General features: G+C 69.1%; 19 protein-coding genes. 13 read left to right on the top strand and 6 right to left on the bottom strand.

What is annotated here, in order from left to right; all coding sequences use genetic code 11:
• Positions 1-98: 98 nt before the first annotated feature.
• The 6 genes from G6N30_RS04410 to G6N30_RS04385 are packed head-to-tail and all read left to right on the top strand — an operon-like array spanning position 99 to position 6,203.
• Entirely contained in the window at positions 99-1,637 is a 1,539-nt protein-coding gene (locus G6N30_RS04410) for an ABC transporter substrate-binding protein (RefSeq protein WP_134060709.1), read from the top strand.
• Positions 1,634-2,602: an ABC transporter permease gene (locus G6N30_RS04405; RefSeq protein WP_134060710.1), complete on the top strand. Its 969-nt coding sequence runs from the start codon at positions 1,634-1,636 to the stop codon at positions 2,600-2,602. Before G6N30_RS04410 ends, G6N30_RS04405 begins: the two co-directional genes overlap by 4 nt.
• A complete protein-coding gene (locus G6N30_RS04400) occupies positions 2,599-3,489 on the top strand; it encodes an ABC transporter permease (protein ID WP_134060711.1) in 891 nt (296 codons plus the stop codon). The genes G6N30_RS04405 and G6N30_RS04400 overlap by 4 nt, the downstream gene beginning before the upstream one ends.
• Positions 3,486-5,099, top strand: a complete 1,614-nt coding sequence (locus G6N30_RS04395) for an ABC transporter ATP-binding protein (RefSeq protein WP_134060712.1) — start codon at positions 3,486-3,488, stop codon at positions 5,097-5,099. Before G6N30_RS04400 ends, G6N30_RS04395 begins: the two co-directional genes overlap by 4 nt.
• Positions 5,100-5,112: 13 nt before the next feature.
• Positions 5,113-5,853 (top strand): SDR family NAD(P)-dependent oxidoreductase, encoded by a 741-nt coding sequence (locus G6N30_RS04390; RefSeq protein ID WP_134060713.1) that lies wholly within the window; start codon positions 5,113-5,115, stop codon positions 5,851-5,853.
• Positions 5,850-6,203, top strand: a complete 354-nt coding sequence (locus G6N30_RS04385; RefSeq protein WP_134060714.1) for a hypothetical protein — start codon at positions 5,850-5,852, stop codon at positions 6,201-6,203. Before G6N30_RS04390 ends, G6N30_RS04385 begins: the two co-directional genes overlap by 4 nt.
• On the opposite strand, the gene G6N30_RS04380 is transcribed toward G6N30_RS04385, so the two are convergent.
• Positions 6,200-7,531, bottom strand: a complete 1,332-nt coding sequence (locus G6N30_RS04380) for a glycoside hydrolase family 183 protein (RefSeq protein WP_134060715.1) — start codon at positions 7,529-7,531, stop codon at positions 6,200-6,202. The genes G6N30_RS04385 and G6N30_RS04380 overlap by 4 nt on opposite strands.
• Before the next feature lie 198 nt (positions 7,532-7,729).
• Positions 7,730-7,969, bottom strand: a complete 240-nt coding sequence (locus tag G6N30_RS04375; protein WP_234880358.1) for a hypothetical protein — start codon at positions 7,967-7,969, stop codon at positions 7,730-7,732.
• A 279-nt stretch (positions 7,970-8,248) separates the two neighbouring features.
• Here G6N30_RS04375 and G6N30_RS04370 point away from each other — a divergent pair, with 279 nt between their 5' ends.
• Both G6N30_RS04370 and G6N30_RS04365 read left to right on the top strand, forming a co-directional pair.
• Entirely contained in the window at positions 8,249-8,815 is a 567-nt protein-coding gene (locus G6N30_RS04370; RefSeq protein WP_134060716.1) for a CsbD family protein, read from the top strand.
• Between the two features lie 18 nt (positions 8,816-8,833).
• Complete coding sequence (locus tag G6N30_RS04365) at positions 8,834-9,511, top strand: IF2 family translation initiation factor (RefSeq protein ID WP_134060717.1); 678 nt, start codon at positions 8,834-8,836, stop codon at positions 9,509-9,511.
• A 17-nt stretch (positions 9,512-9,528) separates the two neighbouring features.
• Here the strand turns inward: G6N30_RS04365 and G6N30_RS04360 are convergent, their stop codons facing one another.
• Entirely contained in the window at positions 9,529-11,106 is a 1,578-nt protein-coding gene (locus G6N30_RS04360; RefSeq protein ID WP_134060718.1) for a serine/threonine-protein kinase, read from the bottom strand.
• Positions 11,107-11,315: 209 nt separating this feature from the next.
• Between G6N30_RS04360 and G6N30_RS04355 the strand changes: the two genes are divergently transcribed.
• On the top strand, positions 11,316-14,195 hold the full coding sequence (locus G6N30_RS04355; protein WP_134060719.1) for an MMPL/RND family transporter: 2,880 nt from the start codon (positions 11,316-11,318) through the stop codon (positions 14,193-14,195).
• A 12-nt stretch (positions 14,196-14,207) separates the two neighbouring features.
• Here the strand turns inward: G6N30_RS04355 and G6N30_RS04350 are convergent, their stop codons facing one another.
• The 3 genes from G6N30_RS04350 to G6N30_RS04340 all read right to left on the bottom strand — a co-directional run bounded on the left by G6N30_RS04350 (position 14,208) and on the right by G6N30_RS04340 (position 17,921).
• A complete protein-coding gene (locus tag G6N30_RS04350) occupies positions 14,208-16,571 on the bottom strand; it encodes a Tex family protein (RefSeq protein WP_134060720.1) in 2,364 nt (787 codons plus the stop codon).
• A gap of 65 nt (positions 16,572-16,636) precedes the next feature.
• Positions 16,637-17,278, bottom strand: coding sequence for an Rv1733c family protein (locus tag G6N30_RS04345; protein WP_134060721.1), 642 nt, complete (start codon positions 17,276-17,278; stop codon positions 16,637-16,639).
• Between the two features lie 175 nt (positions 17,279-17,453).
• The gene (locus tag G6N30_RS04340; protein WP_134060722.1) at positions 17,454-17,921 is read right to left on the bottom strand and encodes a hypothetical protein; all 468 of its coding nucleotides are present in this window, start codon (positions 17,919-17,921) and stop codon (positions 17,454-17,456) included.
• Between the two features lie 198 nt (positions 17,922-18,119).
• Here G6N30_RS04340 and G6N30_RS04335 point away from each other — a divergent pair, with 198 nt between their 5' ends.
• The 4 genes from G6N30_RS04335 to G6N30_RS04320 all read left to right on the top strand — a co-directional run bounded on the left by G6N30_RS04335 (position 18,120) and on the right by G6N30_RS04320 (position 23,850).
• Positions 18,120-18,983: a universal stress protein gene (locus G6N30_RS04335; protein WP_163687398.1), complete on the top strand. Its 864-nt coding sequence runs from the start codon at positions 18,120-18,122 to the stop codon at positions 18,981-18,983.
• Positions 18,980-19,354 carry a hypothetical protein gene (locus G6N30_RS04330; protein ID WP_234880359.1) on the top strand — a complete coding sequence of 125 codons (375 nt, stop codon included), beginning with the start codon at positions 18,980-18,982 and terminating at the stop codon, positions 19,352-19,354. The genes G6N30_RS04335 and G6N30_RS04330 overlap by 4 nt, the downstream gene beginning before the upstream one ends.
• A gap of 6 nt (positions 19,355-19,360) precedes the next feature.
• Positions 19,361-21,028 (top strand): N-acetylmuramoyl-L-alanine amidase-like domain-containing protein, encoded by a 1,668-nt coding sequence (locus G6N30_RS27430; protein ID WP_407664700.1) that lies wholly within the window; start codon positions 19,361-19,363, stop codon positions 21,026-21,028.
• Positions 21,029-21,114: 86 nt separating this feature from the next.
• Positions 21,115-23,850 carry a helix-turn-helix transcriptional regulator gene (locus tag G6N30_RS04320; RefSeq protein ID WP_134060724.1) on the top strand — a complete coding sequence of 912 codons (2,736 nt, stop codon included), beginning with the start codon at positions 21,115-21,117 and terminating at the stop codon, positions 23,848-23,850.
• The last annotated feature ends 37 nt before the right edge of the window (positions 23,851-23,887 follow it).

Here is a 23,887-nt window from a genome sequence, read left to right as displayed (position 1 = left end):
GTCCGCCGCCCGGCTCGTCAGCGGTTCGAAACGTTTGCGGACACGACTGTAGGGGGTACGAAGCGTCCAGATGCCCGGTTGATCTTGAGGTGGTCGTGATGCGGCGTGACGCGGTGCTGGCTGCCTGCCTCGCGCTGACCGCGGCGCTGCTGCTGGCGATGACGGGGTGCTCCACCGGCGAGCGGGTCGACCTGGGTGACGCCGCATCGGGCAACCTGGTCGCCGCGATCGCGGGCGAACCCGATCAGCTCGACCCGCACAAGACCAGCGCGTACTTCTCGTTCGAGGTGCTCGAGAACGTCTTCGACACCCTCGTGGAACCCGACGCGAACCTGGAGATGCGCCCGGCGCTGGCCGAGTCGTGGGAGGTCAGCCCCGACCAGCGGGTGTGGACGTTCCACCTGCGCCGCGGCGTCACCTTCCACGACGGGTCGCCGTTCACCGCCGACGACGTCGTCTACTCGTACCGCCGCATCATCGACGAGGAGCTGACCAACGTCGACAAGTTCGCCGCGGTCACCGACATCACGGCGGTCGATCCGGCCACCGTGCGCATCACCGTCGACAAGCCCACCCCCAACCTGCTGACCAACCTCGGCGGCTTCAAGGGGATGGCGATCGTGTCGCGGGCCAACGTCGAGAGCGGACGCATCGCCACCCATCCCGTCGGCACCGGGCCGTTCTCGTTCGCCGGTGCCACCAGCGGCGACTTGATCACGTTGCGCGCCAACCCGTCCTACTGGGACGGGGCGCCGCGGATCTCCGGGGTGACGTTCCGCTTCATCTCCGAACCGTCGACGGCGCTCTCGGCACTGCAGGCCGGTGAGGTGGACTGGACGGATTCGGTCCCGCCGCAGCGTGTCTCGCAGTTGCGCGACGACGAATCGCTGCGGCTGGCCGTCACGCCCAGCAACGACTACTGGTATCTGGCGCTCAACGAGGCCCGGCCGCCGTGGAACGACGTGCGGGTGCGCCGGGCGATCGCCTACGGTATCGACCGCGAAGCCATCGTGGCGGCGACGAGCTACGGCACCGCAGCGCGCAACCAGCTCGCGATCCCCGAGGGCAACCCCTGGTACACGCCGTACGACACCTACTCCTACGACGTCGACAAGGCGAAAAGCCTGTTGGCCGAGGCGAATGCGAAACCGGGGAAACTCGACATGCTGGTCACCAGCGAGTACCCGGAAACCGTCACCGCCGCACAGATCATCGCCGACAACCTCGCCCCGCTGGGCATCACCGTCGACATCCGCACCGTCGACTTCGCCACCTGGCTCGACGAACAGAACAACGGCAACTTCGACATGCTGATGATGGGCTGGCTGGGCAACATCGACCCCGACGACTTTTACTACGCCCAGCACCACACCAACGGCACCAGCAACGCCCAGAAGTTCTCCGACCCCGAGGTGGACCGGCTGCTCGACGCCGGCCGGGTCGAGACCAACCGCGAGGCCCGCCGGGACGGCTACGCGAAGGCGGCCACCCGCATCGCCGACGAGGTCAGCTACATCTACCTCTACAACCCGTCGGTCATCCAGGCCTGGACCCCCGCGCTGTCCGGGTACGAGGCCCGCCGCGACGGCGCGGTCCGGTTCCGCAGCGCGGTCCTCGGTGAGGACGAATCCTCGTGAGAACCCTGGCCGCCCACCCCGTCGTGCGCTTCCTCGCCCGGCGGGTCGCCTACTCGCTGGTGGTGCTGATCGGTGTGCTGATCGTGGTGTTCGCGCTGGTGCAGCTGGTACCCGGCGATCCGGTGCGGATCGCGCTGGGGACCCGCTACACGCCCGAGGCGTATGAGGCGCTGCGGTCGGCCAGCGGGCTGGACCGGCCGCTGATCGTGCAGTTCTTCAGCTATCTGGGCAATGCGCTCACCGGTGACCTCGGGGTGAGCTTCCGCAACGGCGACCCGGTCACCGCCACCCTGCTCGACCGGTTGCCCGCGACGGTGTCGCTGGGTCTGGTCGGCATCGTGTTCGCGATGCTCATCGCGGTGCCCGCGGGGATCTACTCGGCGCTGCACGAGGGCCGGGCCAGCGACGCGATCGTGCGGATCACCAGTCAGTTCGGCGTGTCGATCCCCGACTTCTGGCTCGGTATCCTGCTGATCGCGCTGTTCTCGTCGACGCTCGGATGGCTGCCGACGTCGGGCTACCGGCCGCTGTTCGACGATCCGGCCGGGTGGCTGCGCCACATCATCCTGCCCGGACTGACCGTCGGGGTGGTCGCGGCGGCGATCATGACCCGCTACATCCGCTCGGCGGTGCTCGAAGTGGCCTCGACCGGATATGTGCGCACCGCCCGGTCCAAGGGTCTTCCGCCGCGCGTGGTCACCGCGCGCCACACCGTGCGCAACGCGCTGATCCCGGTTCTCACCATCACCGGCATCCAGCTCGCCACGATCCTGGGCGGGGTCATCGTCGTCGAGGTGGTGTTCGCCTGGCCCGGCCTGGGCAGGCTGGTCTACAACGCCGTGGCCGCCCGCGACTATCCCGTCATCCAGGGCGCCGTGCTGTTGATGGCCGCGCTGTTCCTTCTCATCAACCTGATCGTGGACGTGCTGTACGCCGTCGTCGACCCGAGGATCCGGCTGTCATGACCGCCCCGGCCGACGAGACCAACACCGCGACGCGAGTTCCGGGGTGGCGACTGCTGCTCGGCAATCCCGTCACCGTGGTCAGCGCGCTCGTCCTCGCCGTGGTGATCGTCATATCCGCGTTCGCCACCTGGCTGATCCCCTACGGCGTCAACGACATCGACGTGCCGAATGCGCTGCAGTCCCCCAGCGGCGCGCACTGGCTCGGCACCGACGAACTGGGGCGCGACGTGTTCTCCCGCGTGCTGGTCGCCATCCAGGCCTCCATGCGGGTCGCGGTCATCAGTGTGGCGTTCGCGGTGGTCGTCGGGGTGACGATCGGGGTGGTCGCGGGCTACCGCGGCGGCTGGCTCGACACGGTGTTCATGCGCATCGTCGACGTGATGTTCGCGTTCCCGGTGCTGCTGCTCGCGCTGGCGGTGGTGGCGATCCTCGGGCCGGGGGTGACCACGACGATCCTTGCCATCGGCATCGTCTACACCCCGATCTTCGCCCGCGTCTCCCGAGCGAGCACACTGTCGGTCCGGGTCGAACCCTATGTGGCGGTGTCGCGGACGATGGGCACCGGCCACCTCTACATCCTGACCCGCCATGTGCTGCCGAACATCTCGGGACCGCTGATCGTGCAGACCTCGATCTCGCTGGCGTTCGCGATCCTCTCCGAGGCCGCGCTGTCGTTCCTCGGGCTCGGCATCCAGCCGCCGCAGCCGTCGCTGGGCCGGATGATCTTCGACTCGCAGGGTTTCGTGACGCTGGCGTGGTGGATGGCGGTGTTCCCCGGCGCGGCGATCTTCGTGATCGTGCTGGCGTTCAACCTGCTCGGCGACGGGATGCGAGATGTGCTGGACCCCAAGCAGCGCACCATGATCGAGGCGCGGAGAAAGCAATGACCGGACCCGTCCTCGAGGTCGCCGATCTGGCCGTGCGGATCGGGCGCCGCGACATCGTGCGCGACATCTCGTTCTCCGTCGAGCGCGAGAAGACCCTCGGCATCGTCGGTGAGTCCGGGTCCGGGAAGTCGATCACCGTGCTGGCCGCAACGGGTCTGCTCGACGCACCGGGGGCGCGGATCAGCGGGTCCAGCCTGCTCGGCGGAGCGCCGCCGATCGAGCTCGTCGACGCGTCGGCGCGCACGCTGCGCACCGTGCACGGCGGGCGGATCGGGTTCGTGTTCCAGGATCCGGGCACGTCGCTCAATCCGCTGCTGACGCTGGAACGTCAGATCACCGAATCGCTGGAAGCGCACCGGAACATGACGCGGCGGCAGGCGCGGGGCCGTGCCCTGGAACTGCTCACCGCCGTCGGTCTGCCCGAGGCCCAGCGCCGGTTGGACTCTTACCCGCACCAGCTGTCGGGCGGTCAGCGTCAGCGCGTGATGATCGCGATCGCGCTGGCGTGTGACCCCGAACTGCTCATCGCCGACGAACCGACCACCGCGCTCGACGTCACCACCCAGGCGCAGATCGTCGAGTTGGTGCGAGACCTGCAGCGCGACTTCGGCACCGCGGTCGTGTGGATCAGCCACGACCTCGGCGTGATCGGACAGGTCGCCGACGACGTCACCGTGCTGCAGCACGGAAGCGCCGTGGAGCAGGCTCCGGTACTCGACGTCTTCGACCGGCCGCGCCACGAATACACCCGCGAGCTGCTGGCGGCCCGCCCCCTCGTCGGCGGTGACGGTCCCCCACCCGCCGATCCGGACTCCCCTGTCCTGCTGCAGGTCGACGGCCTCGACGTGCGCTTCGACGTGTCCGGACCGACCGGCCGTTCGACGGTGCATGCGGTGCAGGACCTTTCGTTCGGGATCCGTCGTGGCACCACCCTCGGCCTGGTCGGCGAGTCCGGGTCCGGCAAGTCGACGGTGGCCGCTGCGCTGACCGGTCTGGTGGCACCCCACGCCGGGACCGCGACGCTCGACGGCGTCGACGTGTTCGGGGTTCGCGGCGCCGACGAGAAGCGGCTGCGGCGGCGGATCAGCCTGGTGTTCCAGGATCCGTTCTCGTCGCTCAACTCCCGGATGCGGGTGGGTGCTGCGATCGGGGAACCGCTGGCCGTGCACAAGCTGGTGGACGGGCGGGACGGCCGCCGGGCGCGGGTCGCCGAACTGCTCGACCTCGTCGGACTGCCCGCGGAGTTCGCGTCACGGTACCCGCACGAACTGTCCGGCGGTCAGCGCCAACGGGTCAGCATCGCACGGGCACTGGCAACCGAACCGGACCTGCTCATCCTCGACGAATCCACGGCCTCCCTTGACGTCTCGGTGCAGTCGAAGGTGCTCGACCTGCTCACCCGCCTGCAGCGCGATCTCGAGCTGACCTATCTGTTCATCGGCCACGACCTCGCGGTCATCCAGCGGATGAGCCATGACGTCCTGGTGATGCGCGACGGGGCCGCGGTCGAGCACCGCCCGGCCGCGGAGCTGTTCGCCGCGCCCGAGCAGCCCTACACGCGGGATCTGCTGGCGGCGGTGCCTCCCGCCCGGCCGCGCGCCTCGGCGTGAGACAGTCGTTGCCGTGACACAGCTGAGCGGCAAGGTGGCGCTGGTGACCGGCGCGTCGTCCGGTTTGGGTGCGGCGACGGCGAAGCTGTTCGCCGAGCGCGGTGCGACGGTGTTCGGGATCTCCCGGGACGCCGACCGGATGACCGAGGTGTTCGCCGACGTGCCCGGCGGGTCCTTCGCGTCGGTCGACATCACCTCACCCGAGGCCTGCCGCCGCGCCGTCGACGACTGCGTCGCCGAGTTCGGCAGGCTCGACGTGCTGGCCAACATCGCCGGTTACCACCAGATGCGTCACACGCCGTCGATGTCGGACGACGACTGGGACCGCGACCTCGCCGTCAACCTCAACGGGCCGTTCTACCTCTGCCGCGCGGCGCTGCCGCACCTGCTCGAGACCGGCGGCAACATCGTCAACGTCGCCTCCATCGCCGGTATCGAGGGCGAGGTGTACTCGGCGGGCTACTGTGCGGCCAAACACGGGCTGGTCGGGCTGACGCGGGCGCTGGCCATCGAGTTCACCGCAGATCGGTTGCGCGTCAACGCCATCTGCCCGGGTGGCATGGTCACGCCGCAGACGACGGAGTTCGCCGCACCCGAACAGGCGGACTGGAACCTGATCATGCGCATCGCCGCGCCCCGCGGGATGATGGACGTCGCCGACGTCGCCAAGACCATCGCGTTCCTCGCCAGTGACGACGCCGCGGCGGTGCACGGCGCGGTGTACCTGGTCGACAACGGGAAGACGGCCGGATGAATCGGCGCCGCGGTGTGGTGCGGTCGAAGGCGACCCGCGACAGCGCGGGCGTGGCCGGATCGGTGGCGACCCTGAGAAGCGCCGGCGTGTCGGGGTCGATGGGCACCGTCAACAGCGCCGGGATCAGCGGCTCACTCGCGACGGTCAACAGCGCCGCGGTCGCCGGAAGTGCGCTGGTGGCACTGTCGTTCGCGATGAGCGCCTGCCTGGCGTGTGCCGGCTGCTTCGCCTGCGTCCGGTGCGTCGGCTGCCTCGGATGCGCTCGCTGCGCGAATTGCGTTGGCTGCGTGGGCTGTTACAACTGCTCGGGCCTGCGCAACGCGGTCGGGCTGCGCGATGTGCACGTCTAACCGAGCGTCGTGTGCATGAGCAGCGTGCTGTAGTCCGACCAGCGTGACAGCGTGAAGTACAGGTCGTTGCCCGTCGACCACGGGTGGATGTACGGGGCGTAGATGCCGCCGGGTACCGCCGCGGAGGTCACGATCGTCTTGGCCGAACTCCACGGGCCCTCGGGTTTGTCGGCCGTGCGCATCACCACGTTGCTCGCGGTGTTGGTGTAGAGCATCACGAATTTCTCGAGGTGCTCGTTCCAGGCGACCGACATCTCGCTGCCGGGCGCCCAGACCACCTGGATGGCCAGGAACGGGAATCCCTTCAGCCAGCCGAACGGGGTGTAGTACTCATAGGCGGATTTGTCCGCGACGGCGTTCTCGGCGACGCGGGACAGGAACGGCATGCCGCCGCGTCCGGCACCGGTGCCGTAGGCGTAGACGTAGCCGCTGTGGCGCACGTAGGCGCCCATCTGGAAGTTCTGGTCGCCCCAGACGAACTGCACGCCCGGCACCGTGTTGAACCAGCTGGGGCGGATGCTGGTGCGCGGCACCGTCCAGGTCTCCCCGTTGTCGTCGGAGACCGCGACCGCCGAGAAGTTCGTCGACCACTGGCCGGGCGCACCCCACTGGCTGACCGACATGAAGTTGACGTACTGGCGGGTGCCGACGGAGATGCCGGCCGTGGGGATGACGGTGACCTCGGTGGCGGCGAGGTTGAGGCTCTGGATGACCTGCCGGGAGAAGTTCGGTCGGTCGGCGTTGGCCGGCGAGCCGCCGTACCGGTCGCCGGGGACGGGGCTCGGGACGTTCAGCCCGTCGGCAGGGTTCTTGGTCGAACTGCGGAACAGCGTGTTCTTGCGCCATTCCTGGTCGGGCAGGGTGCAGTTGCCGAAGGTGTCACCGAAGGCGATCAGCACCTGGCGTTGGGTACCGGACTGGCCGTTGTCCCACATGATCCCGAGGTCGGCGCCGGAGATGCCGAACCGCTGGTAGGAGTCCGACGCCGGGCCGACGATCGTGTCGACGACGGTCGCTCCGGACGCGGCGGGGGCGGCCGCCGCCCGCGCCTGGGTCTCGGGGGCGACGGCCGCGTCGGCCTGCGCGGCCTCGGCGGGGGTGGTCTTCGGCGCCGGCTTGCGGCCGATCGGCAGGTGTAGGACCGGGAACCGCGGCAGCGCGACGCCCGGGTTGGCGCCGGGAGTGGCACTGCGCGCCGACGGTGCGGCGGCCACGGGGACCGAACAGGGATCGGCGGCGGCGGGCGCACTGGTCGCCAGCGGCAGGACCAGCGAGGCCGCGGTCGTCGACGCGATGGTCAGCGCTGCCAGTCGTCGAATGGCCGGCATGTCACACCTTTCGGGCCCGTCGCGCGCGGCGAGATACCACTGTGACAGTAGTGGCCCCTGAGGTATGTCAGGCGGTCAGCGAGGGAACCGCAACGGCTTCGTGACCGTCCCGAGATTGTTTGCCGGATACGGCGCGGACAGACATCGACAGTGCAGACGGCGGATCACCGTCTGCACTGTCGTTTGCGAAGTTCCGGGCTAGCTGGCGACCTGGCCGAGCAGCATCTCGGGTGCGCGGTGGCTTCCGTCGAGTTGACGGGCGAACTGGTCACGGGCCGCGAGGACCACGTCCTGGAGGCGGGCGACGTGCGCGGACTGTCCACCGACCGCAGCGGCGGCGTCGGCGACCTCGTCGATCAACTGCCAGGTCTGGGTGGTCAGCGGCGTGAGGGGTTGCAGGTGCCCGTTGCGGACACCGGTGCGGATCGCTTCACACAACCAATGTTCAAAGTTGTTTCGAAGGGTTTCCTCAGGAAATTCATTGGTATACATGTTCGCTGTCCTCCGCACGCCAAGCTGTTTAGGCTGTTCACAGCTTCGACGCTGATCTTACCCCGCTTTGCAATTTCCTAACCCCGCTGTTTTACGGGGCGTTGCGGCCCGTTAACCAGGGCGGGCGTGGCTCGGCGAAAACCCAGAGAGTGGCCCAGGACACATCGACGTGTTGATCGCCAGCAGGCCGGGAATGCTCCTCGCGATACCTACTGAGGGGAATTGATGACTGAGAACAACAAGTCCGACCAGGCTCGCAAGGGCCTCATCGACTCGGTCAAGGGCAAGGCGAAAGAGGTCGTCGGCGCCGTGACCGGTAACGACTCGCTGACCGCCGAGGGACAGCTGGAACAGACGCAGGCCAAGGAGCGCAAGGACGCCAACGCGGTCGAGGCGGTCGCCGAGGCCGAGGCCGAACAGGCTCGCCAGGAGGTGGCCGAGGCCCGGCGGGAAGGTGCGCAGGAGCGCATCGCCGTGAACGCCGAGACCGCTGCCGCCGAGCGCGAGGCCCGCGCCGACCAGGCCGCACAGAAGCGGCACGCCGAACAGGCCGCGGCACAGCGTGCGGCGCGTGACGCGTCGCAGGCCGAGACCGAGGCCCAGCGCAAGGTCGAGCAGGCCGAGGCCGAAGCTCGCGCCGAGAAGGTCTCGGCAGCCGCCGAGGTCGCCGAGGCCGCCGATGAGCGTGCGGAAGCCGCCGAGGCGGCCGCGAGCGCGAAGGCCGAGGCCGAGCGCATCCGGGCCGAGGCCGACCAGCTCGCCGCCGACGCCGACGTCCCCGAACAGCGATAGACGACCCAGGAGTAATCGATGAAGATCACCACTTTCCCGTTCGCGGTACTGCGATTCCAGTACCAGATCGCCCGCTTCCCGCTGCAGGTGATCGAGGAGCGCGTGGTCGCGCGCCTCGATTCCGAGGCGCCGGCCCGGCTGCTGTACGAGCGCTCGCTCGGCATGCTCGACCTCGCGGTCGGCAACGCGCTCAGCGCTCCCGACGTGGAGCAGCGCGGTGCGGCGCTGATCGAACGCAGTGAGGCCCTGCGCCGGGCGGCTCAGCTCGACGAGACCGCCACCCAGGTGGCCGAGCAGGCCGACGCGGAACTGAAGCAGACCCGCGAGCAGGCCAAGCGTGAGCAGGAGCAGGCCGAGCAGGACCGGCAGCGCGAGATCAAGGAGGCGCGCCAAACGGCGTCCGAGCGCAAGCAGAACGCCGTGCAGAACGCGCAGAAGCGGGCCGCTGACGCCAAGGAGCAGGCCGATCAGGTGGCCGCGCAGCGCGTGAAGTCCGCCGAGAACGCCCGCCGCCAGGAAGAGGCCGTCATCAAGGCGACCGAGAAGAGCGTCGAGAAGATGGCTCAGGAGAAGCTTGACGATGCCGCCGACAAGGCCGGCGCCGCGGCCGCCAAGCGGGCGCAGGCCGACCGTGTCGAGGATCTCGCGGAGACCGAGAAGGAGAAGCGTCAGCAGGAGCGCGCGGCGAAGAACTAGTCCGCACTAGTCGGCTCTCAGTCCGCGTAGTACTCCAGAACGCGTTCTGACGTATCGGCCCGGCCGTTGCTCACGATGGTGAGCCGGTCGGGCCGAACTTCGTACCGGGCACCACTGGACGGATCGACGGCGTCGTATCCGCCGCCCGCTGGGCTCGCACCGTCCAACTGGATCGTCGCGCCGTCGCTGAGACGCTCACCACGGTAGTAGTAGTTGTCGTCATCGTCACGGCACACGATCGCCAATGACTGCGCGGTGCGCACCATCGCCGCCGGCGAGCCGCCGGAATCGCAGCGGGCGTAGTGGCCGACGAATCCCTGCGCGTCCGCACCGGTCACGCCCTCGGGGGCGCGCCCGGTGGTGGACGTCGACGGGGTGGTGCTCGTCGTGGTCGTGGTGGACGGCGTGGTCGTGGTGGTCGTCGGCGTGGTGGTCCGCGTGGTGGTCGGCACGCTCTCGTCGTAGGGCGCGGTCGTCGGGGTGAGCGTGGTGCGGGCGGTCGGCGCGCTGTCCTGCCCAGTGAAGGCGAGGATCGCGGCCAGCACGGCGGCCACCCCGAACATCACGATGATCGCCGCGATCAACGCCACCTGCGCGGTGTTCTTCTTGGCCGGCGCCTCGGCCGCCGGTCGCGGCGGCGCCGGAGGCGGATACGGGGTGTAGCCGGTGGCGGCGGGGTTGGCGAACACCGACGAGAACTGGCGTGTGCTCGGCGGTGGCGATGCCGGGGCGATGACGGCGCCTGCGGCCGCGGCGGGCAGCATCGCCGCCGCGGTCGCCGCCTTCGCCAGCTCACCGGCCGAGGCGAACCTGTCCCCCGGTTGTTTGGCCATCCCACGGGCGATGACGTCGTCGAACGCACGGCTGACCCCGCGGCGCATGATGCTCGGCCGCGGCGGCGGGGCGAACATGTGGGCGCTCATCAGCTGCCCCAGGTCGCCGGTTTCGAAGGGCGCTCTGGCCGTGAGGCATTCGTAGAGCAGACAGGTCAGCGAGTAGACGTCGGCCGGCGGGCCGACGGGTCCGCCGCTGAAGCGTTCGGGCGCCATGTACGCCGACGACCCGACGATCATCCCGGTGGACGTGACCCCGGGGTCACCTCCGGTGTGGGCGATGCCGAAGTCGACGAGGTAGGCGAAGTCGTCCGGGTTGAGTAGGACGTTCTCCGGTTTGATGTCGCGGTGCACCAGCCCGTCGGCGTGCGCGGCGTCCAGCGCGGCCGCGACCTGGGCGACGATCGAGGCCGCGCGTTTGGCGTCGAGCGGCCCGTTGGCGCGCAGTTCGTCCTTGAGGCTGGCGCCTTCGACCAGGCGCATGTCGATGTAGAGGACACCGCCGATGTCGCCGAAGTCGTGCACGGGGATGACGTGCGGTTCCTGCAGACGCGCCGCGACGCGTGACTCGCGGCGGAAGCGTTCCTGGAAGCCCGGATCGGCGGCCATCTCCGCGCGCAGCAGTTTCAGCGCGACCATGCGGCCCTTGACCGTGTCGTAGGCGCGGTACACCTCGCCCATCCCGCCGACTCCGATCAGGGACCGGAGTTCGTACGGGCCGAACCGGGTACCGAGACGCGAGCCGCCGTGCGGGGTGGCCATCAGAAGAGATCCTTTCAGTCCGTCCCGACCGTACCGGGCGCCGGGGCGAGGGGCGGACCGGTGACACCAGTGTTCCCGGATACCCCGCGGTGGATTCGTGGGACATCCCACAGTGGCCGCCCCGCCCGCCGCGGAGGGAGGCCACTGAAATCGTTCGCGATCTGCTATCAACATGGGCGACACCACGTCGCACGGAGGATTGCCAGAAGTTGCCCAACTCGCACGTTGAGGCTGGGCGCCGCCTCGGTCCCCCGTCAGACCCCACGCCGAAGGCCGCGCCGCGCACGGGCCCGGCGAAATGGATCCGGCGGTTCGCGGTCCCGATCATCCTCGGCTGGATTCTGCTGGTGGCGGTGCTGTCGCTCACCGTTCCGCAGCTCGAGGTCGTCAGCCAGATGCGGTCGGTGTCGATGGCGCCCGAAGAAGCTCCGTCGGTGATCGCGATGACCCGCGCCGGCGAGGTCTTCGAGGAGTTCGAATCCGACAGCTCGGTCATGATCGTGCTGGAGGGCGAGGAACGGCTGGGCGACGAGGCCCACCGCTTCTACAACGACATGGTCGACCGGCTCGAGGCCGACACCAGGCACGTCGAACACATCCAGGACTTCTGGGGCGACCCGCTGACCGAAGCGGGTGCCCTGAGCACCGACGGCAAGTCCGCCTACGTCCAGCTCTACCTCGCCGGCAACCAGGGAGAGGCGCTGGCCAACGAATCGGTGAAGGCCGTACAGGACGTCGTGACCGGCCTGTCTCCCCCGCCCGGGGTCAAGGTGTACGTCACCGGCGGCTCCGCGCTGGCCGCCGACCAGCAGATCGCCGGCGACCGCAGTGTGCGGGTCATCGAGATGGTGACGTTCGCCGTCATCATCGTGGTGCTGCTGATCGTCTACCGGTCGATCGCCACGGTGCTGCTGGTCCTGGGCATGGTGCTGCTCGGGTTGACCTCGGCGCGCGGCGTGGTCGCATTCCTCGGCTACCACGACCTGATCGGCTTGTCGACGTTCGCGACCACACTGCTGGTCGCGCTGGCGATTGCGGCGGCCACCGACTACGCGATCTTCCTGATCGGCCGCTATCAGGAAGCGCGCAGCGCCGGCGAAGACCGGGAGTCGGCGTACTACACGATGTTCGGTGGCACCGCGCACGTGGTCCTCGGCTCCGGTATGACGATCGCCGGCGCGACGTTCTGCCTGAGCTTCACCCGGCTGCCCTACTTCCAGTCGCTGGGCATCCCGTTGGCCGTAGGCATGACGGTCGCCGTGCTGGTCGCACTCACGCTGGGGCCGGCGATGATCACCGTGGCGACCCGGTTCGGCCTACTGGAACCCAAGCGCGCGATGCGGATTCGCGGCTGGCGCCGCCTCGGCACCGCGGTGGTCCGCTGGCCAGGGCCCATCCTGCTGCTGACGATCGCGGCGTCGCTGATCGGACTGCTCACCCTGCCCGGCTACAAGACCAACTACAACGACCGCAACTATCTGCCCGACGACCTGCCCGCGATGGAGGGTTTCGCGGCCGCCGAGCGGCACTTCTCCGTCGCCCGGATGAACCCGGAACTGCTGCTCGTGGAGACCGACCGCGATCTGCGCAACCCGGCCGACTTCCTGGTCATCGACAAGATCGCGAAGGCGGTCTTTCGCGTGGAGGGCGTCGGCAGCGTCCAGGCGATCACCCGGCCCCAGGGCAAGCCGCTGGAGAACACCACGATCCCGGCGCAGATGAGCCTCGGCGGGGTGATGCAGACGATGACCCGGCCGTATCTGCAGGAGATGACGGAGACCATGCTGGCGCAAGCCGGCGAGACACAGAAGTCCATCGACACGATGACCGAGATGATCGGGTTGATGCAGGAGATGAGCGCGACCACGCACAACCTGGTCGACAAGTCCAAAGAACTGTCCGTCAAGATCGCCGAGTTGCGGGACAGCATCTCCAACTTCGACGACTTCTTCCGGCCTATCCGCAACTACTTCTACTGGGAGCCGCACTGCTTCAACATCCCGGTGTGTTGGTCGATGCGGTCGATATTCGACGCCCTCGACGGTGTCGACACCATGACCGCGGACTTCCAGGCCATCATCCCGGACATGGAGCGGCTCGACGCGTTGATGCCGCAGCTGCTCGAGCTGATGCCGCAGACGATTCAGACCCTGGAGAACGCGCGCTCGACGATCCTGTCGATGCACTCCACTCAGTCGGGCCTGTTGGAGCAGCAGGCTGCGATGGATGTGGACTCGACGGCGATGGCCGACGCCTTCAACGACGCGATGAACGACGACACGTTCTACCTGCCGCCGGAGATCTTCGAGAACGCGGACTTCAAACGCGGGATGGAGAGCTTCATCTCGCCGAACGGCAAAGCGGTCCGGTTCATCATCTCCCACGAGGGTGACCCCCTGACGGTGGAGGGCATCGACCGCATCGACGCCATCAAGACCGCCACCAAGGAGGCCATCAAGGGCACGCCGCTGGAGGGTTCGCGAATCTACATCGGCGGTACCGCGGCGGCGTTCAAGGACATGCAGGAAGGCAACGACTGGGATCTGCTGATCGCCGGGATTGCCGCGCTGTCACTGATTTTCATCATCATGCTGATCCTGACCCGGGCTCTGGTGGCCGCGGCGGTGATCGTGGGCACCGTGGTCCTGTCGCTCGGTGCGTCGTTCGGGTTGTCGGTGTTGGTGTGGCAGCACCTGTTCGGTATCGAGCTGCACTTCATGGTGATGGCGATGGCCGTCATCATCCTGCTGGCCGTCGGCGCCGATTACAACCTGCTCCTGGTGGCGCGCCTCAAAGAGGAACTCCCCGCGGGCATCAACACCGGGATCATCCGCGCGATGGGCGGCACCGGTTCGGTGGTGACCGCCGCCGGTCTGGTGTTCGCGTTCACGATGATGTCGATGGTCGTCAGCGAACTGACCGTCGCCGCCCAGATCGGTACGACGATCGGCCTTGGCCTGCTGTTCGACACCCTGGTGATCCGCGCGTTCATGACGCCCTCGATCGCGGCGCTGCTGGGCCCGTGGTTCTGGTGGCCGCAGCGGGTGCGCCGCAGACCGGCGTCGACGAGGGCGCTCGCTCGGCGCTAGCCCGCGGCGGCGCTACCGGCCGAAACCGGCGTCGCGCAGCGCCTGGGCCATCGACCCCGACGGCGCCTTCTCGCGACGGCCGTTGTCGCGACGGCCGTTGTCGCGCCGGCCGCCCTCGCGCTGCGGGGTTCGCTTCTGCTGCGGGCGCTGGGGGCCGGCGTCACGGCGCGGTGTGGCCTTGTCGCGCTGCGGGGTGTCCTTGAGGCGCAGGCTCAGCCCGATCCGCTGGCGGTCGACATCGACGTCGACGACCTTCACCCGCACGACCTGCCCGGATTTCACCACCTCATGCGGGTCGGATACGAAGCGGTCGGCCATCGCCGAGACGTGGACGAGCCCGTCCTGGTGGACGCCCACGTCGACGAACGCACCGAATGCCGCCACGTTGGTGACCACCCCTTCGAGGACCATGCCCACCTTGAGGTCGGCCACCTTCTCCACCCCGGCGGCGAACGTCGCCGTCGAGAACGCCGGGCGCGGATCGCGTCCCGGCTTCTCGAGTTCGGCGAGGATGTCGCTGACGGTCGGGATACCAAACCGGTCGTCGGCGAACTCGGCCGGTTCGAGTGAGCGCAGTTGCCGTTCGTTGCCGATGATCTCGGCCAGGGTGACCCCGGAGCGGTCCAGGATGCGCCGCACCACCGGATAGGCCTCGGGGTGCACGCCCGAGGCGTCCAGCGGATCGTCGCCGCCGGTGATCCGCAGGAAGCCGGCGCACTGTTCGAAAGCCTTGGGGCCGAGGCGCGGAACGTCGAGAAGCGATGTGCGGTTGCGGAACGGGCCTGTCTTCTCGCGGTGGGCGACGATCGCCTCGGCGAGGGTGTCGGTGACCCCGGAGACCCGCGACAGCAGCGGCACCGACGCGGTGTTCAAGTCGACCCCGACCGCGTTGACGGCGTCCTCGACGACGGCGTCGAGGCTGCGCGCGAGCGTTCCCGGCGTCACGTCGTGCTGGTACTGGCCGACCCCGATCGACTTCGGCTCGATCTTCACGAGTTCGGCGAGCGGATCCTGCAGCCGGCGGGCGATGGAGACCGCCCCCCGCAACGTCACGTCGAGATGCGGCAGTTCGTGCGCGGCGTAGGCCGATGCGGAATACACCGACGCCCCGGCCTCGCTGACCATCGCCTTCACCGGCGCCTTGGCGCCCGCGGCGGCGATATCGGCGATCAATTCGGCTGCCAGCGCGTCGGTTTCGCGCGAGGCGGTTCCGTTGCCGACGGCGATCAGTTCGACGCCGTGGCGTGCGACCAGCGCGGCGAGCGTGGCCTTGGCCTGATCCCATTGCTTCTGCGGCTGATGCGGGAAGATCGCGCACGTGTCGACGACCTTGCCGGTGCCGTCGACGACCGCGACCTTGACGCCGGTGCGGAACCCTGGATCGAGCCCCAGGGTGGTGCGGGTCCCGGCGGGCGCGGCGAGCAGCAGGTCCTTGAGGTTTCGGGCGAACACCGCGACCGCGTCCTCCTCGGCGCGCTGCCGCAGCCGCACCCGGGCGGCGACGGCGGCGGAGACCATCAGCTTGACGCGCCACGCCAGTCGCACGGTGGTCCCCAGCCACGGGGTGGCAGGGGCCGTCGACGTCATGTCGATGCCCAGCGTCCGCGCGACCATCGCGAGGTAGACCTCGTCCTCACCGCCGTCGAAGTTCAGCGAGAGCACCTCTTCCTTCTCGCCCCGCATGACGGCCAGCACCCGGTGCGAGGGCATGTTCTGGAGCGGTTCGGAGTACTCGAAGTAGTCGCGGAACTTCTGCCCCGCCGGGGTCTTCGCGACATCTTCCGACCGGGGTGAGGTGCGCAGGGCCCCGTCGGACCAGAACTTCTCGCGCACGGCGCCGACGAGGTCGGCGTCCTCGGCGGCGCGTTCGATCAAGATGTGGCGGGCCCCGTCGAGCGCTGCCGCGGCATCGGGCACACCGTCGGTGAGGTACTGCGCCGCCAGCTCCTCGGGGACCACGGTGGGATCGGCCAGCAGGCGATCGGCGAGGGGTTCGAGACCCGCCTCACGGGCGATCTGCGCCTTGGTGCGCCGCTTGGGCTTGTACGGCAGATAGATGTCCTCGACCCGCGACTTGGTGTCGGCGGCGAGCAGCGCGGCCCGCAGGTCATCGGTCAGCTTGCCCTGCTCGTCGATGGACGCGAGCACCGCGGCCCGCCGGTCGTCGAGCTCGCGCAGGTAGGTCAGGCGCTCTTCGAGCGTGCGCAGCTGGGCGTCGTCGAGGCTGCCGGTGACCTCTTTGCGGTACCGCGCGATGAACGGCACGGTCGCGCCTTCGTCGAGCAACCGGACGGCGGCAGCGACCTGCCCCTCACCGACGGCGAGTTCCTCAGCGAGACGGGCGTTTACGGATCTGACGGTCAGGCTCGAAGTCACGCGGGAACCCTACCGAAGGGCGGTGACAAGTCCCGGTAGTGGTTCACCCGGCGCGGCGCGCCCGCTCAGGGGTGGCTGTTGGTGTGGCCGCCCCCGTTACCCGCCATGCTGTCGAGGTCGTGCTGCCACTCCGCGAACCGGATCCGGTCGCACGCCAGCTGGACGATCGTGGCCAGGATCGCCACACCTGCGGCGACGCTGACCCAGATCGCGACGGCGGCCGTCACTGCCTCGACGGCGGCCCGCGACGCCGGTGCGGGTGCGGACGCCTCGACGCCGTCGGCATCGACCCAGAGGTCGACGGTGTCGCCCTCTTCCACGGTCGCGTGCACCTGGGCGGTCCCGGTCCGCTGGATGCCGTCGTCCCACCACTCGATCGGAACCATGATCGTCCCGGTCCGCGAGAACGGCGGGGTGTCGGGCACGTCGGTGATCGCCGCCGTCACGTGATGGCGGGTATCAGCTTCTTGGGCGTAGTGGGCGCTGCGCGAGTCGTGCACGGCGGTCCCGATGGCGGCAGCCACCGGCACGGCGAGCAGGGCGACCGCGACGGTCAGCGCCACCACGGTCGCCTCGAGCCGGTCGACAGTCCGCACCAGCGGGGCACGGTTGAACAGCCGCAGCACCCACGGCCACCGGGGCAACCCAATCCGGAAGGTCTCCCACCCGTCGTCGTGCCGATCGACCGCGGGAGGTTCGACGCGCATCACCCACCTCCCTGGAATCGATCCCCATCTCGATCAACGGCCGATTCCATGGTGCAGGAGATGTCCGCCGCGGGGTTAGCCGAAACCCGACAAGGTCACGGGGCTGAGTTGTCCGGCACTCACAATCCGGGTGACGCCATTCGCCGGGATGGCGAATCGCGTGTCTTCGCGCAACTCAATGCCGGACGGATTCGCGGTGCTCCGCGATCGCCACGGGCGTCCCGACCGGGGTTGCCGGACGGCGCTGCATACGCCCGTCGGCGCGATTGGACCGCCGGGTGAGTACGCGATGGTCGCGGCTGGTCAACGAGCGGCTCAGTCGTGCCAGCTGATCCAGCTGCTCCCAGCTCAGGCCGTCGAGGTCGCCGTCCGAATCGTGGGTTGCGACGACCACGCCACCGCGCAGAAGCGGCACATTCCTCGCAGTGAACGCCGTCGCGGACAACAGCAGCCCGGTGGCGCTGCGGTTGATTCGGCGCTGGCAGCGCCGGGTGGAGGGGGTGAACCAGAAGTCGAACTGCCGGTCGGCGCTGGAGAGACTTTCCAATCCGTAATCGCTCACCAGGTCAGCGATATCCGCTTTGCTGAAGGCGCGGGTTTCGTAAACCACGCCCTTGGGGTTGATATAGAGGACGGTGTTCATGGGGAGTCCTTTTCGGCCGGTCCATTTGCGTTGCGAGGTTGCCCTCGACAAAGAGACTTGCCGTGATACTCCTGTGATAAACGTGAAATCTGGGACTTATGTGACAGGTGGGACAAAAGGTGGCCGCGAACACCGCAATGCGCGGTCGTCAATGTCGATCTCTGCGTATCGTCGCCGATGATCGGAGGTGGGGACCCGATGGCCGTGGCGACCGCAGCGCCGAGTCATGTCCTCGCGGCGACGGATCTGTCCGCACCCGCCGCGGTGGCGGTCACCCGGGCAGCCCGACTGGCCGGTGAGCACGGCGCCGAACTGACCGCCCTGCACGTACTCGAGGCCGGGACGAGGGCCGACCTCACCGAAATTGCGCGCGCCGCGGTCCACACTCAGCTCGGCGCAATGGTCGGCGCCGACACCGCCGCTGTCACGGTCCGCCGCGGAAGGGCGGCGGTCGAGATCACCGACGAAGCGGCCCAGCGCCGGGCCGATCTGGTGGTGATCGGCGCCGGCGGCCAGCGCCGCCTCACCGAGATCTTCCTCGGCACCACCACCGAGAACGTGGTGCGGATGTCCCCGGCAGCGGTGCTGATCGCGAAACGGCCCGTCGAGGGGCCGTATCGCCGGGTCATCCTGGCGGTCGACACCACGCCGGACTCGGCCGACGCGGCGCGGTTCGGCTGCGCGCTCACCCCCACCGCCGAGCACATCGCGGTGCACGCCTGCACCGTCGTCGGCGAGAGCCTGATGCGCATGTCCGGTGTGGGCGACGATCAGCTCGACGAGCTGCGCGATGTCACCGTCGAGCAAGAGCGCGAACTGGTTTCGCGGTTGAGCGAGACGCTGACGCCGCGCCCGCGAGAAGTCGTCGTCACGCCCGGGGACCCGCCGACTCGACTGGCCGAGCTCAGCCGGTCCCGTTCGGTCGACCTCATCGTCGTCGGCACGGGCGCGCGATCGCCGGTGTCGTATGCGTTCCTGGGCAGCGTCGCGCAGCACGTCATGCGGGAGGCGCGATGCGACGTGCTGGTGGTGCCGGCTCACACCGAGGACACGCTCCGATGATCGACCGCCTCACCGACGCACAGACGGTCGGCCTGGCGGTGGTGATCCTCGGCGTCATGTTCGCCGTCGGCTGGCTCGTGCGTTCCGACTTCGGCCAGTCGCAGGGTAATGTCGCGACCGGCTTCGTGCTCGCGGACATGGTCGACCCCGCCCGCCGCACGAGCACGGCCAACGATTACGGATACAAGCAACTGGCCTACGAGCCGATCTTCGGCGGCGGGCTCATCACGGCGCTGTCCGTGCCGCTCATCACCGAATTCGGCCTGCCCGCCATCACCGTCGCCAGCGTCATCCTGCTGCTGGCCACCGGGGTGTGGGGCATCCGCCGGCGGGGGCTCGTCGCGGCGGATACAGGTGACCGCGGGAAGTGAACACGAGTGAGACTGCACCACCACGTCCGAGGTATGCGCCGAGCCGCGCCGACGCTGCTCGCCGTCATCGCGTTGACCGTCGGCTGCTCGGCATCCGCCGAACCGGCGGCGCCGACAGCACCGCCGGCCGCGGCCGCACCCTCTCCCGCCCCGCCACGCCCGGTCCCGCCGACGCTGCGGGTCGCGTCGAACCCAGCACAGATCGCCGACGACCTGGTCGCCGACGAACGCGCCCTGCGTGATCCCTCGGCACCGGAGGCGACGGTGCTGGCGGCGGCGCGACGCCAGCAGCTGGCCTACCGCGCTCTCGGCCACCACCCGGAATGGGACCCGATCGCCCGGCCACGGATCCCGCAGCCACTGCTGGAGATCTACGACCGCAATGTCAGCGCGCGCCGGCAGCTGACCTCGTTGAGCCGAGGCGACGCGAAAGCCACCCTGCCGGCGTGGCGGATCACCGCGCCGCCGCCCGCCGACGAGCTGCTGGGCTACTACCGCAAGGCGGAGAAGGCCTTCGGTGTCGGCTGGAACTATCTGGCGGCGATCAACATGGTCGAGACGGCGTTCGGCCGCATCGCGGGCGTGAGTACCGCGGGCGCTCAGGGCCCGATGCAATTCATGCCCGGGACGTTCGCCGCCTACGGCGCCGGCGGCGACATCCGCTCACCGCACGACAGCATCATGGCCGCGGGCCGCTACCTCGCCGCCAACAATTTCGCCCGCAACCCCGATGCCGCACTGTGGCGCTACAACAACTCCAACGAATACGTGCGCGCGGTCAGCGACTACGCCGCGGTGCTCGCCCGCGATCCTGCCGCGTTCGCCGGTTACTACCGCTGGGACGTCTACTACAACTCGACGGCGGGTGAGGTGGTCCTGCCCGTCGGCTACTCCGCCGACCGCCCCATCCCGGTCGCCGAATACCTGGCCGCCCATCCGCGCGTGCCACCGGTCGTCCGAGTGGCCGGCCGCAGCGAGCAGGTACTGCACAGGCTGCTCGCCGCACGCAATTCCGCTGCCGACGAACAGGTTCCGGAGAAGTCGGACATCGTCTCGCGGCAGTTCCTCGGCGTGCCGTACCGGGCGAACACCCTCGTCGGGTCGGCGGTGCAGCCCGAGGAGCTCGTCGTCGACCTCGAGGCGGTCGACTGCTTCACCTACGTCGACTACGTCGAAGCCCTCAAACGCGCCGACGACCGTGAGCAGTTCATCGACCGTCTGATCGAGGTTCGGTACAAGGACGGCCTCGTCGGATTCCGTCACCGCAAGCACTTCTTCACCGACTGGGCGGCCGCGACGCCGCCGATCGCCACCGACGTCACCGCCGACCTCGGCGCGGAATCGGTCTCGGTAGCCAAGCGGCTCAACCGGAAAGACGACGGCGGGGTGTTTCTGCCCGGACTGCCCGAGGTGCCGCGGGAGGTCACCTACATCCCGAGCGAAACGATCGACGACACCGTGGTCGGCGGACTGCAGACCGGTGACTACATCGGGGCCTACGCCGAGGACGGTGGCCTCGACGTCACCCATGTCGGGATCTTCGTCGACGCGCCGGACGGACCCGTCATCCGCAATGCGTCGTCGTTGCGGGCCAACAACAAGGTGGTCGACGAACCGCTGTCCGACTACGTCCGCACGATCCCGGGAATCGTGGTGCTCCGCCCCACACAGTGAGCGCGAAGGCGCACACCTCCGGCGCGCGGCGGGTAGCGTCCGCAATGGCTCACCACCGGTGATACCCCACGCCCAAGCCAGGAGGCATGGTGGAACTAGTCGGCCGACGCGACGAGTGCCGCGAGATCGATGACCTGCTCGCGGCGGTGCGTTCCGGCGAGAGTCGGGTGCTGGTCGTGTGCGGGGAGGCCGGCATCGGTAAGACGGCCCTGCTCGACGAGGCGGCGGACCGGGCCACGGGCTGTCGCGTGGTCCGGATCGCGGGCATCGAATCGGAGATGGAGTTCGCATTCTCGGCGCTGCACCGGCTGTGCGCCACCATCTCGGATCAGATGAGCAGGATCGTTGCGCCGCAACGGGATGCGCTGTGCACAGCCCTGGGGGAACGTGACGGACCCACGCCGGATCCATTCCTCGTCGGGCTCGCAGTCCTCAACCTGCTGTCGGAGGCCGCGCAGCATCGCGGACTCGTGCTGCTCGTCGACGACCAGCAATGGCTCGACCAAGCGTCGTCGCGGATCATGGGGTTCGTCGCCCGCAGGCTCGGCGCCGAATCGCTCGGCATCGTCTTGGCGACCCGAAACTTCGGTGAGGATCTTCGGGATCTGCCGACGCTGCCCCTCGGACGCCTGCGCGACGACGACTCCCGAACGTTGTTGTCCGCCGTTCTCGACGGCCCGTTGGACGCTCGGGTGCGCGACCGGATCATCGCCGAGGCGCGCGGGAACCCCTTGGCACTGCTGGAAGTACCCCGGACCCTTTCCTCAGCGGACCTTGCGGGCGGATTCGGCCTGCCGCCAGCAACATTCACGCACAGCCTGGAAGGCAACTTCAGGCGTCAGATCGAGAGTCTGCCTCCGGCGACGCGTCGACTGCTGGCGTTGGCCGCTGCCGAGCCGGCCGGCGATCCCGCGCTGTTGTGGTCGGCAGCCGACGTGCTCGGACTCGACCCGGATGTCGCGGAGCCCGCGATGGACGCGGGACTCGTCGAGATCGGCACGAGGGTGCGCTTCCGCCACCCTCTCATCCGCTCGACTGCCTACCGCTGCGTTCCTCTCTCCGACCGGCGCCGCATCCACGGCGCCCTCGCCCGGGTGACCGACGCCGCGGCCGATCCGGATTCTCGGGCATGGCACCTCGGCCAGGCGGTGGTCGGCCCGGACGAGGAGGTGGCGGGTGAATTGGAGCGCTCGGCCGGCCGGGCACAGGCGCGAGGCGGTTTCTCGGCGGCGGCGGCGTTCCTCGAGCGCGCCTCCACCCTGACACTCGATTCGGCCCGCCGCTGCGACCTGGCGATCGCAGCCGCGTCGGCCATGGTTCAGGCCGGCCAGCTGGACCGAGCGCGGGACCTGCTGACAGCGGCCGACAACGCACCGCTGAGCGGCTTGCAGCGGGCCCGGGTCGACCTGGTTCGCGCTCAACTCGCGTCAATCGGCAACCACGGCAACGATGCCGCGCCCCTGCTGCTGTGCGCCGCGCGCCGCCTGGAGACCGTCGACGCGGCGCTGGCGCGCGAGACCTACCTCGATGCGCTCGCCGCGGCGCTGTTCGCGGGCCGTCTCGCCGTAGACGGCGGCGTGGTGGAGGTGTCGGAAGCCGCCCGCGCGGTGACCCGCGGACTGCGCTCACCGCGGGCGTGCGATCTGCTGCTCGACGGCATAGCCACCCTGTACGACGACGGCTTCGGCGAAGGGTTGCCCACTGTTGCCGAGGCGTTGCGGGTCTATGGCCGAGGGATGAGCCCCGAGGAGGAACTCCGCTGGATGGTGCTGGCCTGCTTCGCATCCGCGCGCATCTGGGACATGGACCGGCACATCTCGCTGTCGGCACGGTTTGTGCAGCTCGTGCGCGACGCCGGCGCCGTGAGCCATCTCCCCCTGGCGCTGAGTTGCCGTTTCCTGCCGCTGCTGTTCACCGGAAAGTTCGACGAGGCGGCCCGAACCACGGAGGAAATGCGCGCCGCCATCGACGCCATGGGCAAGAACCTGACTCCCTACAGTGAGATCGCCCTGACGGCGTGGCGCGGTCGGCACGCCGAACTGGAGGCGCTCAGCGCCGAAGCGCGCCTCGACGCGCATCGGCGAGGTGAAGGTCACGGCCTGACCGTGATCGCATGGGCGAAAGCCGTTGCGGCGAACTCCCGCTGTGATTACCGGGCGGCACGGGAGGCCGCTGCGTACGCCGCGTCCTACCGAGGTGACGGCGGGGCGTCGTGGTGGGCGCTGACCGAACTCGTCGAGGCCGCGACACGTCTCGGAGAAACCGCCGTCGCATCGGCCGCCCTGGACCGCTTGGCCGAGTCGACCACACCGAGCGGTACCGATTGGAGCCTCGGCGTCGAGGCGCGGTCACGGGCCGTGACGAGCGGCGACGACGCCGCCGAAAGCGCGTACGTCGAGGCTGTGGATCGTCTCGCCAGAGCGGGTCTGCGACCTGACCTCGGCCGCGCCCATCTGTTGTACGGAGAATGGCTACGGCGACAACGCCGCCGGGTCGACGCCCGTGCGCAGCTGCGCGCCGCCCTCGACCTCTTCGAGTCGATCGGTATGGAGGCGTTCGCCGAGCGCGCCCGGCGTGAACTGCTGGCGACCGGAGAGAAGGCGAGGCGCCGAAGCGCGCGGCCGTCCGTCGCGGAGCTGACCGCGCAGGAGGTCCAGATCGCCCGCCTCGCCCGGGACGGGTTGTCCAACCCGGAGATCGGCGCGCGACTGTTCATCAGCGCTCACACCGTGAAGTACCACCTCGGCAAGGTGTTCGCGAAGCTGGGTATCCGCTCGCGCAGCCAGCTCGACGGCGCGCTGCGCGACATCCACGCCAGGTAGCCCGCTCATCGGACTGTCCAGTGGCGGATGCGAACAC

Origin of the sequence: Mycolicibacterium litorale (assembly GCF_010731695.1) — a bacterium.
Taxonomy (GTDB): Bacteria; Actinomycetota; Actinomycetes; order Mycobacteriales; family Mycobacteriaceae; genus Mycobacterium; species Mycobacterium litorale.
This window is presented reverse-complemented; position numbering and strand designations above follow the sequence as displayed.

Excerpts from the sequence above, each read along its gene's own strand:
- G6N30_RS04410 (WP_134060709.1), top strand. The coding sequence starts at position 99 with ATGCGGCGTGACGCGGTGCTGGCTGCCTGCCTCGCGCTGACCGCGGCG.
- G6N30_RS04400 (WP_134060711.1), top strand. The coding sequence starts at position 2,599 with ATGACCGCCCCGGCCGACGAGACCAACACCGCGACGCGAGTTCCGGGG.
- G6N30_RS04395 (WP_134060712.1), top strand. The coding sequence starts at position 3,486 with ATGACCGGACCCGTCCTCGAGGTCGCCGATCTGGCCGTGCGGATCGGG.
- G6N30_RS04385 (WP_134060714.1), top strand. The coding sequence starts at position 5,850 with ATGAATCGGCGCCGCGGTGTGGTGCGGTCGAAGGCGACCCGCGACAGC.
- G6N30_RS04380 (WP_134060715.1), bottom strand. The coding sequence starts at position 7,531 with ATGCCGGCCATTCGACGACTGGCAGCGCTGACCATCGCGTCGACGACC.
- G6N30_RS04370 (WP_134060716.1), top strand. The coding sequence starts at position 8,249 with ATGACTGAGAACAACAAGTCCGACCAGGCTCGCAAGGGCCTCATCGAC.
- G6N30_RS04365 (WP_134060717.1), top strand. The coding sequence starts at position 8,834 with ATGAAGATCACCACTTTCCCGTTCGCGGTACTGCGATTCCAGTACCAG.
- G6N30_RS04360 (WP_134060718.1), bottom strand. The coding sequence starts at position 11,106 with ATGGCCACCCCGCACGGCGGCTCGCGTCTCGGTACCCGGTTCGGCCCG.
- G6N30_RS04345 (WP_134060721.1), bottom strand. The coding sequence starts at position 17,278 with ATGCGCGTCGAACCTCCCGCGGTCGATCGGCACGACGACGGGTGGGAG.
- G6N30_RS04340 (WP_134060722.1), bottom strand. The coding sequence starts at position 17,921 with ATGAACACCGTCCTCTATATCAACCCCAAGGGCGTGGTTTACGAAACC.
- G6N30_RS04335 (WP_163687398.1), top strand. The coding sequence starts at position 18,120 with ATGGCCGTGGCGACCGCAGCGCCGAGTCATGTCCTCGCGGCGACGGAT.
- G6N30_RS04330 (WP_234880359.1), top strand. The coding sequence starts at position 18,980 with ATGATCGACCGCCTCACCGACGCACAGACGGTCGGCCTGGCGGTGGTG.
- G6N30_RS04320 (WP_134060724.1), top strand. The coding sequence starts at position 21,115 with ATGGTGGAACTAGTCGGCCGACGCGACGAGTGCCGCGAGATCGATGAC.